Source organism: Vibrio bathopelagicus, from assembly GCF_014879975.1.
GTDB classification, from domain to species: Bacteria; Pseudomonadota; Gammaproteobacteria; order Enterobacterales; family Vibrionaceae; genus Vibrio; species Vibrio bathopelagicus.
Genome location: NZ_CP062500.1, coordinates 615,040 through 632,857 on the forward strand (window position 1 = coordinate 615,040; position 17,818 = coordinate 632,857).

At 43.1% G+C, this 17,818-nt stretch carries 12 protein-coding genes, 2 pseudogenes and 1 other annotated feature; of the genes and pseudogenes, 6 read left to right on the plus strand and 8 right to left on the minus strand.

Annotation, left to right across the window (positions count from 1 at the left end; genetic code table 11):
- Positions 1-2 precede the first annotated feature (2 nt).
- Positions 3-1,596 (minus strand): annotated as a pseudogene (locus IHV80_RS25390) (sodium:solute symporter).
- A 247-nt stretch (positions 1,597-1,843) separates the two neighbouring features.
- Here IHV80_RS25390 and IHV80_RS02780 point away from each other — a divergent pair.
- The 4 genes from IHV80_RS02780 (at position 1,844) to tyrA (ending at position 6,258) form a co-directional block, all read left to right on the plus strand.
- Positions 1,844-2,692 carry a MurR/RpiR family transcriptional regulator gene (locus IHV80_RS02780; RefSeq protein ID WP_017077734.1) on the plus strand — a complete coding sequence of 283 codons (849 nt, stop codon included), beginning with the start codon at positions 1,844-1,846 and terminating at the stop codon, positions 2,690-2,692.
- A gap of 11 nt (positions 2,693-2,703) precedes the next feature.
- Positions 2,704-3,693: a beta-N-acetylhexosaminidase gene (nagZ, locus tag IHV80_RS02785; RefSeq protein WP_192889991.1), complete on the plus strand. Its 990-nt coding sequence runs from the start codon at positions 2,704-2,706 to the stop codon at positions 3,691-3,693.
- 246 nt (positions 3,694-3,939) lie between these two features.
- Positions 3,940-5,013 carry a 3-deoxy-7-phosphoheptulonate synthase gene (locus IHV80_RS02790; protein ID WP_099167401.1) on the plus strand — a complete coding sequence of 358 codons (1,074 nt, stop codon included), beginning with the start codon at positions 3,940-3,942 and terminating at the stop codon, positions 5,011-5,013.
- 117 nt (positions 5,014-5,130) lie between these two features.
- Positions 5,131-6,258 (plus strand): bifunctional chorismate mutase/prephenate dehydrogenase, encoded by a 1,128-nt coding sequence (gene tyrA / locus IHV80_RS02795; protein ID WP_017072892.1) that lies wholly within the window; start codon positions 5,131-5,133, stop codon positions 6,256-6,258.
- Between the two features lie 142 nt (positions 6,259-6,400).
- Here the strand turns inward: tyrA and IHV80_RS02800 are convergent, their stop codons facing one another.
- The 3 genes from IHV80_RS02800 to ettA form a co-directional block, all read right to left on the minus strand.
- On the minus strand, positions 6,401-7,411 hold the full coding sequence (locus tag IHV80_RS02800) for a M23 family metallopeptidase (protein WP_192889992.1): 1,011 nt from the start codon (positions 7,409-7,411) through the stop codon (positions 6,401-6,403).
- Positions 7,412-7,459: 48 nt separating this feature from the next.
- Positions 7,460-7,828: a PilZ domain-containing protein gene (locus IHV80_RS02805; protein ID WP_102299867.1), complete on the minus strand. Its 369-nt coding sequence runs from the start codon at positions 7,826-7,828 to the stop codon at positions 7,460-7,462.
- A gap of 90 nt (positions 7,829-7,918) precedes the next feature.
- Positions 7,919-9,586: an energy-dependent translational throttle protein EttA gene (ettA, locus tag IHV80_RS02810; RefSeq protein WP_017110510.1), complete on the minus strand. Its 1,668-nt coding sequence runs from the start codon at positions 9,584-9,586 to the stop codon at positions 7,919-7,921.
- Between the two features lie 264 nt (positions 9,587-9,850).
- Here ettA and sltY point away from each other — a divergent pair, with 264 nt between their 5' ends.
- Both sltY and trpR read left to right on the plus strand, forming a co-directional pair.
- Positions 9,851-11,800 (plus strand): murein transglycosylase, encoded by a 1,950-nt coding sequence (gene sltY, locus IHV80_RS02815; protein WP_192889993.1) that lies wholly within the window; start codon positions 9,851-9,853, stop codon positions 11,798-11,800.
- A 172-nt stretch (positions 11,801-11,972) separates the two neighbouring features.
- Positions 11,973-12,266, plus strand: a complete 294-nt coding sequence (gene trpR, locus IHV80_RS02820) for a trp operon repressor (protein ID WP_192889994.1) — start codon at positions 11,973-11,975, stop codon at positions 12,264-12,266.
- 208 nt (positions 12,267-12,474) lie between these two features.
- On the opposite strand, the gene yjjX is transcribed toward trpR, so the two are convergent.
- The 4 genes and pseudogenes from yjjX to hpf form a co-directional block, all read right to left on the minus strand.
- Positions 12,475-12,996 carry an inosine/xanthosine triphosphatase gene (gene yjjX, locus IHV80_RS02825; RefSeq protein ID WP_192889995.1) on the minus strand — a complete coding sequence of 174 codons (522 nt, stop codon included), beginning with the start codon at positions 12,994-12,996 and terminating at the stop codon, positions 12,475-12,477.
- Positions 12,959-15,337, minus strand: a pseudogene (locus tag IHV80_RS02830) (putative bifunctional diguanylate cyclase/phosphodiesterase). The gene yjjX and the pseudogene IHV80_RS02830 overlap by 38 nt, the downstream one beginning before the upstream one ends.
- Positions 15,338-15,657: 320 nt before the next feature.
- On the minus strand, positions 15,658-16,833 hold the full coding sequence (gene pheA / locus IHV80_RS02835) for a prephenate dehydratase (protein WP_192889997.1): 1,176 nt from the start codon (positions 16,831-16,833) through the stop codon (positions 15,658-15,660).
- A gap of 12 nt (positions 16,834-16,845) precedes the next feature.
- Positions 16,846-16,967 (minus strand) — a sequence feature (Phe leader region).
- A 110-nt stretch (positions 16,968-17,077) separates the two neighbouring features.
- A complete protein-coding gene (gene hpf, locus IHV80_RS02840) occupies positions 17,078-17,413 on the minus strand; it encodes a ribosome hibernation-promoting factor, HPF/YfiA family (protein WP_017072900.1) in 336 nt (111 codons plus the stop codon).
- Positions 17,414-17,818 lie beyond the last annotated feature (405 nt).

Sequence of the window (17,818 nt, forward strand, 5' to 3'; positions counted from 1 at the left end):
CACTAGACCGTTTGTAGCTTGTTGACTTCTTGAGTCTGTTTTTTACCTGCTAGGCAGACAACCAACGAGACAAAGGTGCCAATACATAATTGATAAGGGAAAGCCAATCGAACACCAACCCAGTCAGCGTTAATTACGCCCATCACGCTATCCCACACGTAAGCTTGCATCAGTAATGTCGTTAAGAAGCCTGCAATAAGGGCTAGAGCAACCGAGGTTTCGTTGCCACGTTCAGTAAAGATTGCAGTGAAGTACACGCCCAGTAAACCTGTGTAGGCAAACACCATCACACTCAGTGCAAATGATAACAGTGGCATGTCGGTGTATTGCTGCCAGTAGTAACACAATATGCCCATGCTACCCAGAGCGACTGCTGCTACAGCCATACCAACGCGTCCAGCTTTCACGTAATGGAAGTCATCCTGCCCTCCTTTGCGTGCTTCTAACCAAGGCTTGTAGATATCTTGTACCGCAACCGAAGACATAGAGTTTAAGCCCGAGTTTAACGTTGAAAGCGCTGCGGCAACGACCCCAACAGTCACTAAGCCACGAAGACCCGCAGGCATTTCATTCAGCACGTAATACATGAAGATTGTTACGTTTTCACCATTAAAGTTTTGCACGACTTCTTTGCCTTCAAAACCCATTAGATCAGGTCTTTGATAGAAGACATACAAGTAGCAAGCCAATAGACATGAATACGAGTACAACTGGAATCGAAAAGATGATTGAGTTGATCATCGCCTTTGAACCTTGTTTGGCATCTTTGCAGGTCAATACACGTTGCGTCATGTCTTGATCAAGGCCAAATGCACCGATGTTTAACAGGACAAAACCAGTGATACATGCCCAGAAACTAAAGGTGCCTGCAGGGCTAAAGTCGAGAGTGAAATCGAGTAAGGTCAGCTTAGAAGATTGGCCTTCGCCAGGGTTTGCCAGTACTTGAGCTATTTGACTGAAGTCGGCTGGAATTTGTCCCAATAAATAGATGATCACAGCAATGGCCGCACCGACATAAACCACAAGTTGGATAAGGTCGCTCCAGATGACCGAACGAATGCCACCCATGTAGGTATAAGCAAGGCCGACAGCCACCAAAATGACAACCGAAGTCACTACACTGCTAGGGTCAATATTGGTAAACAGAATCATGGAGACCGCAATCGCTGCCATGTAGAGGCGAGCTCCTGAAGCAAACACTCTACCGACCAAATACATCACTCCTGCACGCTGTTTGGTTTTCTCGCCAAAGCGCACTTTCAGTAGCTCATAAACGGTTGAGACTTTGTTTTGGTAGAAGCGAGGGATAAGTACCAAGGCAACGAAGATGGCACCAATAATGCCGCCAATATTGGTGGCTAAATAAGTTAAATCACCACGGTAACTAGACTCAGGTCCACCTAAAAATGTCGCGGCAGATTGTGATGTCGCCAGTACTGAGATAGCTACGACCCACATTGGCATCGAATTACCACCTAAGAAATAGTCTTTAGTGCTCGTTATTTTTGTTCGGCTGAAGTGCCAACCTGTAAAAGCAATGATGGCGAAATATATCGCAAATACGGCCCAGTCCAGTGAGGTAAATAGTGAATTCATAGCAGCTCCGTAGCATGAATAGGGTAGAGGGTACTTATAATTATTTTTTCAGAATGTCAGTTTGAATAATGAGTTTCAAAATCTATTCCTTGGTGGAATAGTGACCAATGCTTTTCTTTGACCATGATCCCAGAAGGTTGTGTTAGCTATTCCATATGGGAGAATACGAAGGAATAATTATTCCAATGAAAATACAAAACTCGTTATGATAACGAAGAACTGGCAGAAGGAAGGGGAAGGGCATTTAGTGAAAGGCATTGCGAAAGTAAAAGCGCTGTTACCCAAGCTGTCTCCATCTGATGCGCTGGTGGCGCGATATGTTCTTGATCACCCACAACAGGTGAAGCAATTATCTTCGCCTGAGTTGGCCAAAGCGGTCGGGGTGAGTCAGTCAACGATAGTGAAGTTTAGTCAGAAGCTTGGTTATAAAGGGTTTTCAGAAATGAAGGTCAAACTCTACCAAAGCGATATGACTTATCAGCCCGTATCTCAACGTGGCATACATGGCACGATCACTCGTAAAGATCCGCCCGACATGGTGATGGACAAACTTCTTGCAAGCAAAACACAATCGCTTGAGCGTACTGTGCTATTAAACGAAGGTGAGCAGTTAAACCATGCCGCAGATATTTTGCATCTTGCGCGTAAGGTGCAGATCTCAGGTGTAGGCGCCTCATCATTGGTAGCGAAAGATCTTGCTTATAAGTTGATGAAAATAGGCCACGCCGCCAATGCAGAGCAGGATGCCCATATTCAAATTGCCAATGCCGCTTCTCTTTCTGAAAACGATGTGTTGATTGCGATTTCTTATTCTGGAAACACCAGAGAAGTGGTGAAGGTTGCTCAGCTAGCCAGATCTAAAAAGGCCAAAGTGATTGTGATTAGTCAGTTATCACCTTCTGCTTTAGACAAATACGCTGATATTAAGTTGATATCAGCAGCCGACGAAAATCATATTCGCAGTTCATCTATAACTGCTCGTGATAGCCAACTTTTTATTACTGACTTGTTGTTCATTGCGTTAACTCAGCAGGAAGAGCAAGCCGATCAATTAATTGAACAAAGCAAATCTGCAGTAGCAGAATTTAAGCAATAGAAGGACATTGTATGGGACCGTTGTGGGTAGATGTTGCGGGCTATGAGCTAACAGCTGAAGACAGAGAAATTTTAGAGCACCCAACCGTTGGTGGTCTCATCTTATTTGCTAGAAACTACCACGATAGCAAACAGCTATCGGCGTTAAATAAAGAGATCCGCAAAGTTGCAAAACGTCCTATTTTAATCGGTGTCGACCAAGAAGGTGGTCGAGTTCAGCGTTTTCGCGACGGTTTTTCAATTATCCCGGCAGCTCAGGAATTTGCGACCAAGAATAATGGCGAACAATTAGCAGAACAAGCGGGTTGGTTGATGGCGGCAGAGTTGATTGCCCATGATATCGATCTGAGCTTTGCGCCTGTTTTAGACAAAGGTCACGACTGTAAAGCGATTGGTAGCCGAGCGTTTGGTGAAGATATTGATACCATCGTTCGCCACAGCAGTGCTTTTATTAAGGGCATGAAATCGGTTGGAATGGCGACAACAGGGAAGCACTTCCCAGGACACGGTGGCGTGATTGCTGATTCGCACCTTGAAACGCCTTACGATCCTAGAGACGATATCTTTGAAACTGATATGGCGATCTTCAAGGCTCAAATTGAAGCTGGAATATTAGATGCGATGATGCCTGCGCACGTGGTTTTTTCTCACTATGATGATCAGCCAGCGAGTGGCTCTGAGTATTGGTTGCAGAAAGTCTTGAAGCAACAGCTTGGATTTAAAGGCTTGGTGTTCTCTGATGACCTAACTATGGAAGGTGCTGCGATTATGGGAGGGCCAGCCGACAGAGCGAAGACCGCTCTGAATGCGGGTTGCGACATGGTGTTGATGTGTAATAAACGAGATGCACAAATTGAAGCTCTTGATCACTTAGCTATTCAAGAGGTGCCTTTAGCCAACTCATTGCTTAAAAAGCACAACTTTGATTTACCGACTCTTCACTCGGATAGCCGATGGAAAGAGGCCTCAGAACAAATTAAGCGAATGTTAAACGCTGGGTGATAAATAAACACTCTATAAGTTTTAAGAAGGCGATATGAAAAATATCGCCTTTTTTGTATGTGTGAAGCGTGGTTTAGTCCTATTTGTGTCTCATAACGAACTAAAGTTAATATGTAAACTTAAATTTACACTAAATGTTTTTTATTGTTTACACTTGCAATCGTTTTTGTAGCTGTTATTGTGTTTTTAAAGATTGTTAGCCCATGTGGATGTCTTGGGTGTAAAAATAAATATACAGGTTGAGTTATGCAAAAAAGTGAATTAAGCAATGTCAATATCATCGACGAACAGGTACTGATTACTCCAGAGGAGTTAAAAGCGAAATTACCTTTGAGCGATAATGCTCGTCGTTTTATTCAAGAGTCTCGTGAAACGATTGCGAATATCATTCATAAGAAAGATCACCGTATGCTAATTGTGTGTGGCCCATGTTCTATTCACGATCTAGAAGCTGCGAAAGAGTACGCAAAACGCCTTAAAGCACTTTCTGAAGAACTGAGCGACCAACTGTATATTGTTATGCGTGTTTACTTTGAAAAGCCTCGTACCACTGTTGGTTGGAAAGGTTTGATCAACGACCCACATCTAGATGGTACGTTCGATATTGAGCATGGTCTGCATGTTGGTCGTGAGCTTTTAGTTGAGCTAGCTGAGATGGAAATCCCATTAGCGACAGAAGCACTAGACCCAATCAGCCCCCAATACTTAGCAGATACATTCAGCTGGGCTGCGATTGGCGCACGTACCACTGAATCTCAAACTCACCGTGAAATGGCAAGTGGCCTTTCAATGCCAATTGGCTTTAAGAATGGTACTGACGGTAACTTAGGTACTGCAATTAATGCGATGCAGGCTGCTTCTTCTAGTCACCGTTTCATGGGTATCAGCCGCGAAGGTGAGGTTGCACTGCTAACGACTCAGGGTAACCCAAATGGTCACGTTATTTTACGTGGTGGTAAGCAAACGAACTACGATTCAGTATCGGTACATGAATGTGAACAAGAACTGGGTAAATCTGGTTTAGAAGCTGCGTTGATGGTTGATTGCAGCCACGCAAACTCTCGCAAAGATTTCCGTCGTCAACCATTGGTTGCTGAAGACGTTATCCACCAAGTGCGTGAAGGCAATAAATCGATTATTGGCCTGATGATTGAGAGCCATATTAACGAAGGTAATCAGCCGTCAGATATTCCTCTAAATGAGATGGAATACGGCGTTTCTATTACCGACGCGTGTATCAATTGGGAGTCAACTGAGGCACTATTGAAACATGCACATACGGAGTTAGTCCCGTTTTTAGAGAACCGCCTGAAAGGTTAGTCAGAGTTTAAATTTAAGTGCCTCATCTAATGGGGCATTTTAAGATCTGTCGCTAACGAACCTGCGTCAATGCGGGCTTTTAGATTAGTACGGGCTTATAGATTAGTAAGGAATAAAATGGCCGTTGAACTGAACGAATTACGCGACCAAATCGATGCTGTCGATAAACAAATGTTGGATTTACTGGCTCAACGACTTGCTCTAGTAGAGAAAGTAGGCGAAGTAAAAAGTGAACATGGTTTACCTATTTATGTACCGGAACGTGAAGCCGCGATGTTGGCATCTCGTCGTCAAGAAGCCGAGAAAATAGGGGTTCCGCCGCAGTTAATCGAAGATATTTTGCGTCGTACTATGCGTGAGTCTTATGCCAGTGAAAAAGATTCTGGTTTTAAGTGTCTTAACCCAGAGTTGCGTTCAGTGGTTATCGTGGGTGGTAATGGTCAACTTGGCGGCCTGTTTGGCCGTATGTTCAAGCTTTCTGGCTACGAAGTGAAAATCCTTGGCAGCCAAGATTGGGATAAAGCCGATGAGATCTTAGATAATGCTGGCCTTGTGGTTGTAACGGTTCCAATTCACCTAACAGAAGGTGTCATTGCGAAGCTGGGTAACCTACCAAGCGATTGTATTCTTTGTGATTTGACGTCGATTAAATCAAAGCCTCTGCAAGCAATGATGAACATGCACCAAGGTCCAGTGGTTGGATTACACCCAATGTTTGGTCCTGATGTTCCAAGCCTTGCGAAACAAGTGATTGTTTACAGTGATGGGCGTGGTTCTGAAAGCTACCAATGGTTACTGAATCAATTTGGTATCTGGGGCGCGAGTCTGTGCCAAATGGATGCTGCTGAACACGACCATGGTATGACTTTGATTCAAGCACTTCGTCACTTCACCTCGTTTGCTTACGGCTTACACCTGAGTAAAGAGAACCCGAACATTGATCAGCTTCTGAAACTAAGCTCGCCAATCTACCGACTTGAGATTGCGATGGTTGGCCGTCTGTTTGCTCAAGACCCGAACTTGTACGGCGATATCATTCTTTCTTCAGATGAGAATATTGAGATGATTCGACGTTTCCATAGTCGTTTCGGTGAAGCATTAGAAATCTTGGATGGGAAAGATAAAGCCAAGTTTGTTGATAGCTTTAATCAAGTCAGTGATTGGTTTGGCGACTACTCACAGCAGTTCTTGCAAGAGAGCCAAAACCTTTTAAAACAAGCACATGACTCGATTCATCGTGGCTAATCACTATTTGAAATCATAAAAAAGAGCGACCATCAGGTCGCTCTTTTTTTATCTAATTCAGGACTAAAAGTAGTTGACCTACAGTAGTCTAAAAGCAATTAGATCATCGTAGGCCAAACCAACAGGTCTTAGTAATTAACAGCTAGTTAGTCGTGATAGGTTTTTTACTATCTTCACTCGATACTGTGTCGATAGTTGAACTGATGTAAGGCACGTTAGTCAGGTTGATCTGCAAGCGAACCACATTATCAATCAGTTGAACCAGTGGACCCCACTTAACCTTTTTCTCTTTCTCGAACACGTAGTTGAAGTTTTCCGGTGTCCAGTCCATTAAGTATTGAGGGTTCAATGAACGACCAAGGAAGCGTACTTCATAATGCAGGTGTGGCCCGGTTGAGTTTCCTGAGTTACCACAACTTGCAATCACATCACCTTTACTAACAAACTGACCGCTGCGAACTTTGAATTTTTGTAGGTGCGCGTAAGAACTCATGAAGCCGAATGAGTGACGCATAGTAATAAAGTTACCGAAGCCTTTTTTACTTGGGCGTACCGTTTCAATGACTCCATCTGCGGGCGCGACAATATCTTCACCACGCTTACACGTCAGATCGATACCAGTATGTACATGGCGTTTACCTGAAATAGGGTTAGTGCGACTGCCATAAGAAGAAGAGATACGTTGATAAGCCATAGGACTGTCGTTTGGAATCAAGCGAAACATTGTGGCTCTTACTGCTGAATCTACTGCAGCAGCATCAATGCGATCTTCTAAAGATACATCATCGGTAAGCAGCTCTTCATCGGCAAGGCCAAGTACTGATTCCACATCAAATACACGCTTACCAAGCAGCTGAATTGTGCCTTCTTTCTCGGTGAGTGTTTGCGATAACGAGTGATTAGTTTCTACCTGCTCGGCGTAAAGAAACTCGGTTTGCTCTTTTTCAACAATCAGCGTTTCAATCAACTGTTGTGCATCGCCTGCTTGCATCGCGAGCTCTTGTTTACCTTCTAAGTGCATGTATGCAGCTCCGCCAATTAACAGCGGTACTGAAAAAATTGCAGTGGTGCACATGAGCACGGCTTTTCGGCCGAAGTAAAACGTCTGTTCCCCATTGTTAGAGGGAATAGTAATGGAAATTTTTTTAGACATGGTTCTGTATTAACTAAATGCTTCTAATAGAAAAAGGTAATGGAGATATTATTCCTTACCTAAATCGGTAAGGTGTTCAATCTCTCTATAAAGCAGTTCATCGTCGCCAACATTAAGCTCAATAAGGCGCTTAAGGTGGCTGATACTATCAATATCTAAATGCTCTATGCGTAAACGCATTGAGGTATTGATGGTAGAGACTATCGTTGCTTCTAACTGAATATTGATATCACTGTTGGTGAGCTTAAAGCTGACTTGAACAGGAGCATCGTGGCTGAGTTGCTGCCATTTATCACATTGAATGAGTAAACCATGGAGAGATAAGTCTTGCACTGAGCCTGATACATTTACTTGTCCTTGTGAAATCTCAGTCGGGACTTGATAAATTACTCGTGAAAATTGACGTCTTTCAAGCATAGGTAATTTCTCTATATCAATAGGTAAATAGTAAGCCAGATATATCAAAGGCCGCTATTATCGCGGCCTTTGTTCAAAATACAAGCTAATTTACTTAGTAATACGCTTGTACTTGATACGGTGCGGTTCAGCCGCTTGTGCACCCAGAGTCTTCTTCAGCCACTCTGTGTACTCAGTATAGTTACCTTCGTAGAAGTTAACTTGACCTTCATCACGGTAGTCTAAGATATGGGTCGCAATACGGTCAAGGAACCAACGGTCATGCGAGATAACCATTGCACAGCCAGGGAACTCAAGCAGCGCTTCTTCAAGTGCACGTAGAGTTTCGACATCAAGGTCATTGGTTGGTTCATCGAGTAGCAGTACGTTACCGCCCGCTTTTAGCAGTTTCGCTAGGTGAACACGGTTACGCTCACCACCAGAAAGCTGACCGATGATTTTCTGTTGGTCGTTGCCTTTGAAGTTGAAGCGAGAGCAGTATGCACGAGCAGGGATTTCGAAGTTGTTGATCTTAATGATATCAGCGCCTTCAGAGATCTCTTGGAATACTGTTTTTGTGTCATCCATGCTGTCACGGAACTGATCAACAGAAGCAAGCTTAACCGTTTCGCCAAGTTCAACTGTGCCTGAATCTGGCTGTTCAGCGCCACTTAGCATCTTAAACAGTGTCGATTTACCGGCACCGTTGGCACCAACGATACCGACGATAGCGCCTTTAGGCATGCTGAATGATAGGTCGTCGATAAGAACGCGGTCACCAAATGACTTAGTTAGGTTCTTAACTTCAAGTACCTTGTCACCTAAACGCTCACCTGGCGGGATGAACAGTTCGTTGGTTTCGTTACGTTTCTGGTATTGGCCAGTCGTCAGTTCTTCAAAACGAGCCATACGAGCTTTAGACTTAGCCTGACGGCCTTTAGGATTCTGACGAACCCACTCAAGTTCTTTCTCGATCGTCTTTTGACGTGCGCTTTCGCCTGATTTCTCTTGCTTCAGACGCTCATCTTTCTGCTCTAGCCAAGATGTGTAGTTACCTTCCCATGGAATACCTTCACCACGGTCAAGTTCTAGAATCCAGCCAGCAGCGTTGTCTAGGAAGTAACGGTCGTGGGTAATTGCCACAACAGTACCGCTGTAATCAACAAGGAAGTGCTCAAGCCAAGCGACTGATTCTGCATCCAAGTGGTTGGTTGGTTCATCAAGAAGCAGCATGTCTGGCTTCTCTAGAAGTAGACGACAGATCGCAACACGACGACGTTCACCACCTGAAAGAAATTCGATTTTCGCATCCCATTCAGGAAGACGAAGTGCATCAGCAGCACGCTCTAGAGCTGTCTCTAGGTTGTGACCATCTTTCGCTTGGATAAGTGCTTCAAGCTCGCCTTGTTCTTTAGCAAGAGCATCGAAATCTGCATCTGGTTCAGCATAAGCCGCGTAAACCGCATCGATACGCTTAAGTGCGTCTGCAACATCGGAAACCGCTTCTTCTACGATTTCACGCACTGTTTTTGATTCGTCTAGTACAGGCTCTTGCGGTAGGTAACCGACTTTAAGACCTTGTTGTGCACGAGCTTCACCATCAATATCAGTATCAATACCAGCCATGATACGTAGTAGGGTAGATTTACCTGAACCATTTAGACCCAAAACACCGATTTTAGCGCCAGGAAAAAAGCTAAGAGAAATGTCTTTAAGAATTTGACGCTTAGGTGGAACAGTTTTGCTCACCCGAGACATGGTATATACGTATTCAGCCATTGCCGATCGATCCTAATTTATTGTTCAAAATTGTCTGCTATTTTATACCAATATCCCCAAAGATGTTACTCCTAGGACAGAAAAGCCATTCTTGAACTAATCCTTACCTATTATTGTCACATTAGTCATTAAAACTATGTTTAATAAGCTTCTGAGGCGAAGTGTTAAATATTAATAATATTTACACTCAAACTCTTTACATTTGATGTGATGTCGGGCGTAAATAGACTTCACGTATTCATACACGCACTAAGGAAAGAGCGAATGTTTTTCCGCATTGGTAATACGAAAATTGCTGTCGCTGCATCGGCAATTTTGTCTTCATTTTCACTGACTCCGATGGCTTTGGCGAGCAATGCATCCGAGCTTGAAATGCAGCGTGATGTTTATGACAGAGCGCAAGAGGTTTTGGACAACCGAGATCTAAAAGCCTACTCCGCGCTGCGCAACAAAATTCAAACATACCCTCTAACGCCTTACACTGATTATCGTGCCTTTCTCATAGGCCTAGGTGATCGCACACCTGCTGAAGTAGATGCTTTTATTGAAGAGAATAAAACTCTGCCATTTTCGAATCGTATGCGTGCGCCTTACTTAGATTCATTAGCCTCTCAAAAGCAGTGGCAAACGATCCTTGAATTTCAAACTCAAGAGCCGGTTGGTGAAAAATACCAATGTATCTATTACCGAGCGCATTATGAGCAAGGTAATCAAGAGCTCGCCTTCAAAGGTGCGAAACAGCTTTGGTTAAGTGGCAGTGGTGTTGATGACGCTTGTGACCCACTTTTTGAAGGATGGGATCAAGCCGGTTTAAGAACGGATGATCTGATACTCGAAAGGATGCTGTTAGCGTTTGAAGGCCGTAACGGTAAGCTGATTACTTATCTGATTAAGCAATTAGATCATGATGAGTCAATTGCTCAAGCCAAGCAGATGAAGGCGTTGTACAACAAGCCTGAAAATGTACTCGCGTTTGCTAAGAAGCACCCAGCGAATGTATTTTACCAAGCTCAAACTGAATTCGGTTTTAAGAAGTTAGCAAGAAAGTCAGCAAGCAGCGCTCAAGAGGTTTTTGATGATGTTGTGAAAGCTCAAAAGCTATCTAAAGAAAAATCCCAAGAGTTAGCGGACTATCTAACGTTTCGTTTGATCAATACCGATTCTGAAGAGCTGATGGTGTGGCGAGACAAAATGTTAGCGAGTTCATCAAAACAAGTATTGCTTGAACGACGTGCTCGCTTAGCGATTCAACATGCTGATTGGGTGGGCTTGAAAGAGTGGATAGCGCGCCTAGATGATAAACATCAAGCTTCGCTTCGCTGGCAATATTGGCAAGGCAGAGCTGAGATAGCGCTAGGCAATACTGCTGAAGGTAACAAGCGACTGTCAGACATTTTGGGTCAGCGTAATTTCTACAGCGTTGCCGCAGCTAAACAATTAGGCAAGCCTATTAGCTATCCAACGTCGACACTCAAATACAATGCTGAAACGGTGAAGCCGTTCGAGGCCTCTTTGGTGCGTATCGGCGAACTGATTGCTCGAGATAAAATTGCCGCAGCGAAGAGTGAGTGGCGTTGGTTATTAACCAATGCTGATAAAGATCAGAAATCAATGCTTGCCGCTCATGCTGCGACACAGCGTTGGAATCACTTTACGGTAACGGCGAGTATCTCAGCGAAGATGTGGGACAACATCGCATTACGCTTCCCTGTCGCTCACAAGTGGTGGTTTAACTTCTACGCAGAAAAGCATGATATAGACCCGATCACCTTGATGTCTTTAGCGAGACAAGAGAGTGCAATGGATTCAGAGGCTCGTTCTCCTGTTGGGGCTCGCGGTATCATGCAAATCATGCCGAAGACGGCTCAATATACGGCAAAGAAGCATCAGATTAAGTATCAGGGTAGCGATGATCTTTATGATGTCGGTAAGAACATTGAAATTGGTAGCCACTATTTAGATGGCTTACTAGCTCAATATGATGATAACCGTATCTTTGCATTTGCTGCTTATAATGCAGGTCCTAGTCGTGTGAAACAATGGCGTTCACGCAGCGATGAAAAGTTAGATGCGTACGCCTTTATCGAAATGATCCCTTTCAAGGAGACTCGTGGGTATGTTCAGAACATCTTGATGTTTGAGACTTACTATCGGGATATCTTGGGCGAGAAGGGAACGTTTTTAGCGCCGCATGAGGCAAAAACGAAATACTAAGACTTCGGTTTTTTGTCCGAAACTGAGTGATTTTAAAGGCAGTGAGTGCGAACCATTTCCACTTACTGCCTTTTTACATTGGATCACATCGAGTGTTTCGGTATAAAGTGTTGAACGCTCTTAATCGTTAAGCGACTCTTTAAAGTCAGAATTTAAAAGTAAGTGTAGAAATATGGCATCACAACCTGAATATGATAATTGGCAACAACTAATGGACTTGGTAAAAACAGCCGCTGAAAAAGATCAGCATGAGCTGTTGTTGACCATGATGATGACATCTGATGAACGCGATGCTTTGGTTGCTCGAGTTAATATTCTTTGTGAATTGATGAAAGGCGATATGTCTCAGCGACAAGTGAGTCAAATGCTGGGAGTAGGTGTTGCTACGATCACTAGAGGCTCCAATGAGCTCAAGGCTAAATCTGAACAAGAGAAAGCGGCCATCGCAGAGTTACTGCTTAAGTAGACCTACTTATTAAGCACTGAAATTTGATAGAAACGCTAACAATCTGTTAGCGTTTTTTTGTTTCTGCTGTACTCGTTATGCTTCAACGAGATAAGTTAATCTAAATCTTTGAAAACCATGTCTTTGAAAAGCGAAGTCTTTGAAAAATAGAGCATCTAAAAACATGAGCCAGCAAAACTTAACCCTTTAGAAGCTGATTCTTTGAGAGCTAAGCGGGGAAATGTTCAGGATTAACGAAAGGGATAAGCGCCAAGATCAAAGCTTGATGATATACCGAACTGCGCGAGAGTTGGTTGTGTGTTAGTAGGCCAATCGCCCCACCTTTTTGCTTGATGTTGTCTGTACCGAAGACTTCATCCATGACATCTCCTAACTCGTTGGCATGTTCTAGCTTTTCAAGTACCGCGGGTGGCAGCATCAGGCTTGCCGAACGTGACTCTCCACGCTGACCATTCGCTTCAATCACCATCCATGCAAAGGTAATACTGCCTTCTATTCCTGCTTCTAGACCGACATAGAAATCCGCATTCGACTGCGCTTGAATAGCGTTTCGCACGCGGTTCACTGCACCTTGATAGGTTTCATCATTGCTCATGGGTTGATCGGCAACCCCGCTGGGTACACTAACACCGATGAATTCGAATTCAGTATTAGGGAAAGCAGACAAGAACGCACTTTTAACGGCGTTGATCTTAGCTGGGTTGAGCGATGCAATGACTACGGATTTCATGAATGAGTTCTTATTGTTGTTGGTTAAATTGCAATTGATGTTCTCTGTACCAATCACTTAGGTCTTCAAGTGGCATCGGTTTGCCAAAGTAATAGCCTTGCAGCATATCGCACTGGGCTTCTTGTAACCATTGATGCATTCGTTTGGTTTCGATGCCCTCAGCGGTGACCGTCTTTCCTTGTGCATGGCACAAACTTATCACTGGTTTTACTATGTTCTGATTGTCTGTTTCGATCAAGGTTTCTAAAAAGCTCTTATCCAATTTGATCTTTTGAGTAGGATATTCAACCAACTGGGTTATTGATGTGTAACCAGAGCCAAAGTCATCAATCGCTAAGCGGTAACCCATTCGAGATAGCTCGTTTAATAATGGAAACCCTTGTGAGTTTGAGTAGAAGGTCTCGGTGATTTCAAAATCAATTAAGCTTGGCGGAATACCATTGATCTTGGCGTGTTCTCCTATGAAAACTGCAAGGTGAGTCGTTTCTATTCCTGCTGAAGACAGGTTGATAGAGAGCTGAATCGAATGATCAAATTGAGCTTGAAGCTTATGGAATGAAGCAAAAGCATGCTGGATTACCCAGCGATCGACCTGTTCGAATAATCCGGTTTGTTCGGCAATCGGAATAAACTCATCGGGCGGTACTGAACCTAGTTGTTGCGAGTCCCAACGTAATAGCACCTCAACACCGATGACCTGACTTCCTGTTGAATCCATGTATGGCATATAAACGAGTTTGAACTCTTCATCAAAGTTCTTACGCCTCAGAGCCTGTTCAATGCTTGCCTGTCGTTGAATGGTTTTGTCTAAGTCTGAAGAGTAATCAGCGTATTGATTCTTACCTGCTCGTTTGGCTTGGTACATTGCCGTGTCTGCATTTGAGAGCAGCTTTTCTATTGAGTGACCGTCATTAGGGTAGGTTGCAATACCAATACTGACCGTAATCGGGTAGTTGCCAGATTCAGTGATAAACCCTTTTTGAAGAGGCGCCAATAATGTATCTGAAAATTTATGTGCGATATTCCCGTGGCGAGTCGATGCATTGATGTAAACAACAAACTCGTCACCAGAGAGTCGAGCTGGCATGCAATGGGCATCGTAATCCGTTTGGTACAGAGCACCGATCTCAGAAATACGTTGAGCGAAAGAGACTAAGATCGAGTCGCCAATTTGATGGCCATATTTATCGTTAACAAATTTAAAATTATCTAAATCTAAATAGAGTACCCACGTGTATGTTTTCGAGTTTGTTTTCGGGAGTGATTGCTCAATAAAGGTTTGGAATTGACGTCGGTTGGCGATCTGAGTCAGCTGGTCATTTTCAGCTAGAACTTTGGTTTGTTGATAGGTGTTATCTAACTCTTGGTACATGTCATAGAAGCGATGCGATAAGCGGCCTAATTCGTCATTTGTTTTTAAGCGCTCGATGTTCTTTCTTTGTTTTTTCTCCACTTGCTGTAACTGTCGGTCTAGCCTTGAAATTGGGCTAATGACGCAGCGAGAGAGAAGCATCAGCAGTAAGGCAACCGTTACTAATGCTGACAGTGCAAACGACAGACTCAGTTTATTCCAGATAGAGTCGAGCTTATTGTTTAGAAGAAACTGAGCAGGATCGACCGTTGCGTAAAGCTCAGGTGCCAACTTCACTGACTGAGTTAAATCATTTTCTAAAGAGATGGCCGTTGGCGTGAAAAACAAACTGGTCTGGTAGTCGAACTCGATCTGCTTTCGCAATGTATTAAATTTATCGAGAGAAACAGAAACCACCACAAAAAAAACATCACTAGGTTGATAGCTTACTGGGGGCGAAACCGTTTTTTTATCGAGTACTTCATAGTGAACTAACATCCCTTCGCCTTGAGAGTTTTGGACGTAATTGGTGCTCGATTCTTCTAAAGTCTTTTGATATTGACGATCAATAAACGCAAGAATTTTAGGGTCCATTTTCGCGAGTGAGTCACTACTATTATCTGCGTAATAACTGAGTTTTCGTTCACCATCAAGCAGTGCTAGCCCTGTAAAACTCTCATCACCATCTTGTAAGAACTGTATGGTTTCTCGAAGGTTATTGATCAGTTCAAGTTCACGATACGGATTGTCATCAACTAAAAAATAGCGTCGAACCAAGTCACTGTTAGTAAGAGTGTAAGAATAACTATTTAGGAAGGAGCGAGATTGGCGAAAATACCCAGCTAACTTTTCCATATTCAGTTGCAGTACGTTGTCTTCGCGTTTGATAAAACTGCTTTTCTGCATCGAATAAATAATATAGCTAGAAGCTGCGGTACTGATCAGTATCACAGGGGTTATCAGTAGTAAGATTTTAGTACTTAGCTTCATAGTTAATGACAACACTATTTATAATTTAAGCGCGTAAGTTTATGTTACTTAATACTTACTCGCTATTAATTACACGTAGTTCGATGATTTCCTGTGAAGGCAATAAGGTTTTGTCTTTATTGATAAAAATGTGATTAGTGGGGTTTTTATTATGTTGGTAATGATTTTAGGAGGCGGGTGTGAAGAGAGAGCTAACGGAATAACAATTTAATATCCAACAATACTTATTTCTGCGTATTGTTTCGTTCAATTGTTATTCCGTTTGCGTTAACTTTTACTGTTTGGCCTATGGTAGGCGCATTGCTTTTGGCAACCTAAACTTACGATAACTTAACTTGAGTTGCTTTAATGTTCTCACTTGGGTAGCAGCCTAGCACTTTTAAGTGACGAGTAATGGCCGTCAGTTCCGTGATTGCTTGCTGCATGTTATCCGCATCCAAGTGTGCCTCTAAATCAACATAGAACATCTCTTCCCATGGGTTACCCATAATTGGACGAGATTCTAGTTTCGTCATATTGATACCCAAGCGTTGCAGAATCAGTAGGGTTTCAACCAAAGAGCCCGCTTCTTGAGAGGTCGACATGATGAGTGTCGTTTTCGCTGGGATTTGAGTCGATACTTCCACTGGCTTGCGCGCTACCACGATGAAGCGAGTGTGGTTCTCTGTTTGATTAGCAATATTGCCTTGTATTGCTTGAAGCCCATACAGTTTGCCACTTGAAGCGTTACCAATTGCCGCTACATCATCACCATCCAGTTCTTGCACTTTCTTCATTGCGTCAGCGGTGCTTGCACAAGATTCAAGGCATACACCTTTAAGGCGACTCAAGAACTCACTGCATTGCTGATGAGGTTGTGGATGCGAATAAAGCGTCTTAATGTCTTCTAATCGAATATCACTTTTAGCAACTAAGCAGTGTTCAATAGGCTGAGACAGCTCACCCACGATGTAGAGCGTTGTGTGTTGCAGAAGATCGTAAACTTCGTTGATTGAACCAGAACTGGTGTTCTCAATCGGCAGCACACCATAATCGGCATGACCAGATTCCACCGTCGATGCGACTTCTTTGAAGTGATTGCAGTTAAGCTCTATCAATTCCATATTCTTGCGGCTGAAGTATTCACGGCTAGCAAGGTGAGAATATGAACCTTTAGAACCTAAGAACGCAACGCGAGCTAGTGGCTTGCGGCTTTGTGGGTTCGCAAGGTTTTGCAGGTATGACTGTTGCAGCAGAACCGAATCTTCGATGATGGTATGAAACAGCTTAGTAATGTACTGCGCATCAAGCTCGTATTTATCTTTACCGTTGTTAATCAGCTTAACCAGAAGCTGCTGTTCACGAACGGCATCGCGTACAGGCTTTGATGTCTCTACTTTACTTTTCGCAACTTCGATACTGAGTTTGCGGCGTTCTGAAAGTAAACTCAGCAGTTCGTCATCTAAATCATTGAGACGAAGGCGGATATCATCCAGTGAAATTGAGCGGTCAGTCATAAATGTGTCCTTATAAAAAAGCCTCCCTAGTGTGGGAGGCTTCTTGTTCGTTTTTGACTTGTTTTTCTAAAACGACTCAGCCTCCGATTTACGGAAGAAAAAAGAAGTCAAAAATAAACAAAGATTGAGTGTGCATAAAAAGTGATTGTTTTATGAATGTTTAAACACAATAAGCAAGCGAGCTACGAGCGTCAAGCAAAAAAATAGCGCCCTGAGGCGCTATTTTTTAATCTGTTCTTTTTCCTTATTCTACTTCAGCTTCTAGCTCTTCAATTTCAGGCTTTTCAGCGCGGCGCGCTTCTGGTTTATGGCGTAGCTTGTTGAGTTGACGTTCTAGTTTTTGTTCTACTTCGTTGATAGCTACGTAGAGGTCGTCATGGGTTGATGAAGCAACAAGTTGGCCTTTTGGCACCGTTAGAACGGCTTCAAACTTTTTCTTTTTGTTTGGTTCTTCGCTAAAGCTCGCTTGGCAACCAATGATGTCTACTTGCCATTTATCTAGCTTTTTAAATTTGCTTTCTATGTGATCACGGATTGCAGAGGTAATGTCGATATTTTTACCAGTGATGTTCATTTTCATAGAAGTTTTCCTCTGTTGTATCCCTCATGGGTTAACTTCAGATTACGACTTTTAGGAATAAAGAATGTGATCTAGATCTTATTTTGGTTGGGTGGGATAAGCATTAAAATCAAATGTGATCTCACGCAAGTCTTGGTATCTTTTTGTCGAAAAATGCTTGTTATCCCTATGAAAAACGATAAGTTGGAGGCAAGGCTTCGCTAAAAATTAAACTGGTTTTTAGGGGTGTCCTACAGCTTTTTGAAAGTGCTTGATGAAAATTCACGCAATGTACTTTCGTGATTTAAATCACACCAAAGAACGATCCGAATTTGATAAGCAAAAGCCGCATAAATTTCCTTATGCGGCTTTTGTGTTTTTAGTCTTGCCTTGGGCGTTTACTGCTTAAGCTCATAATGACAAACA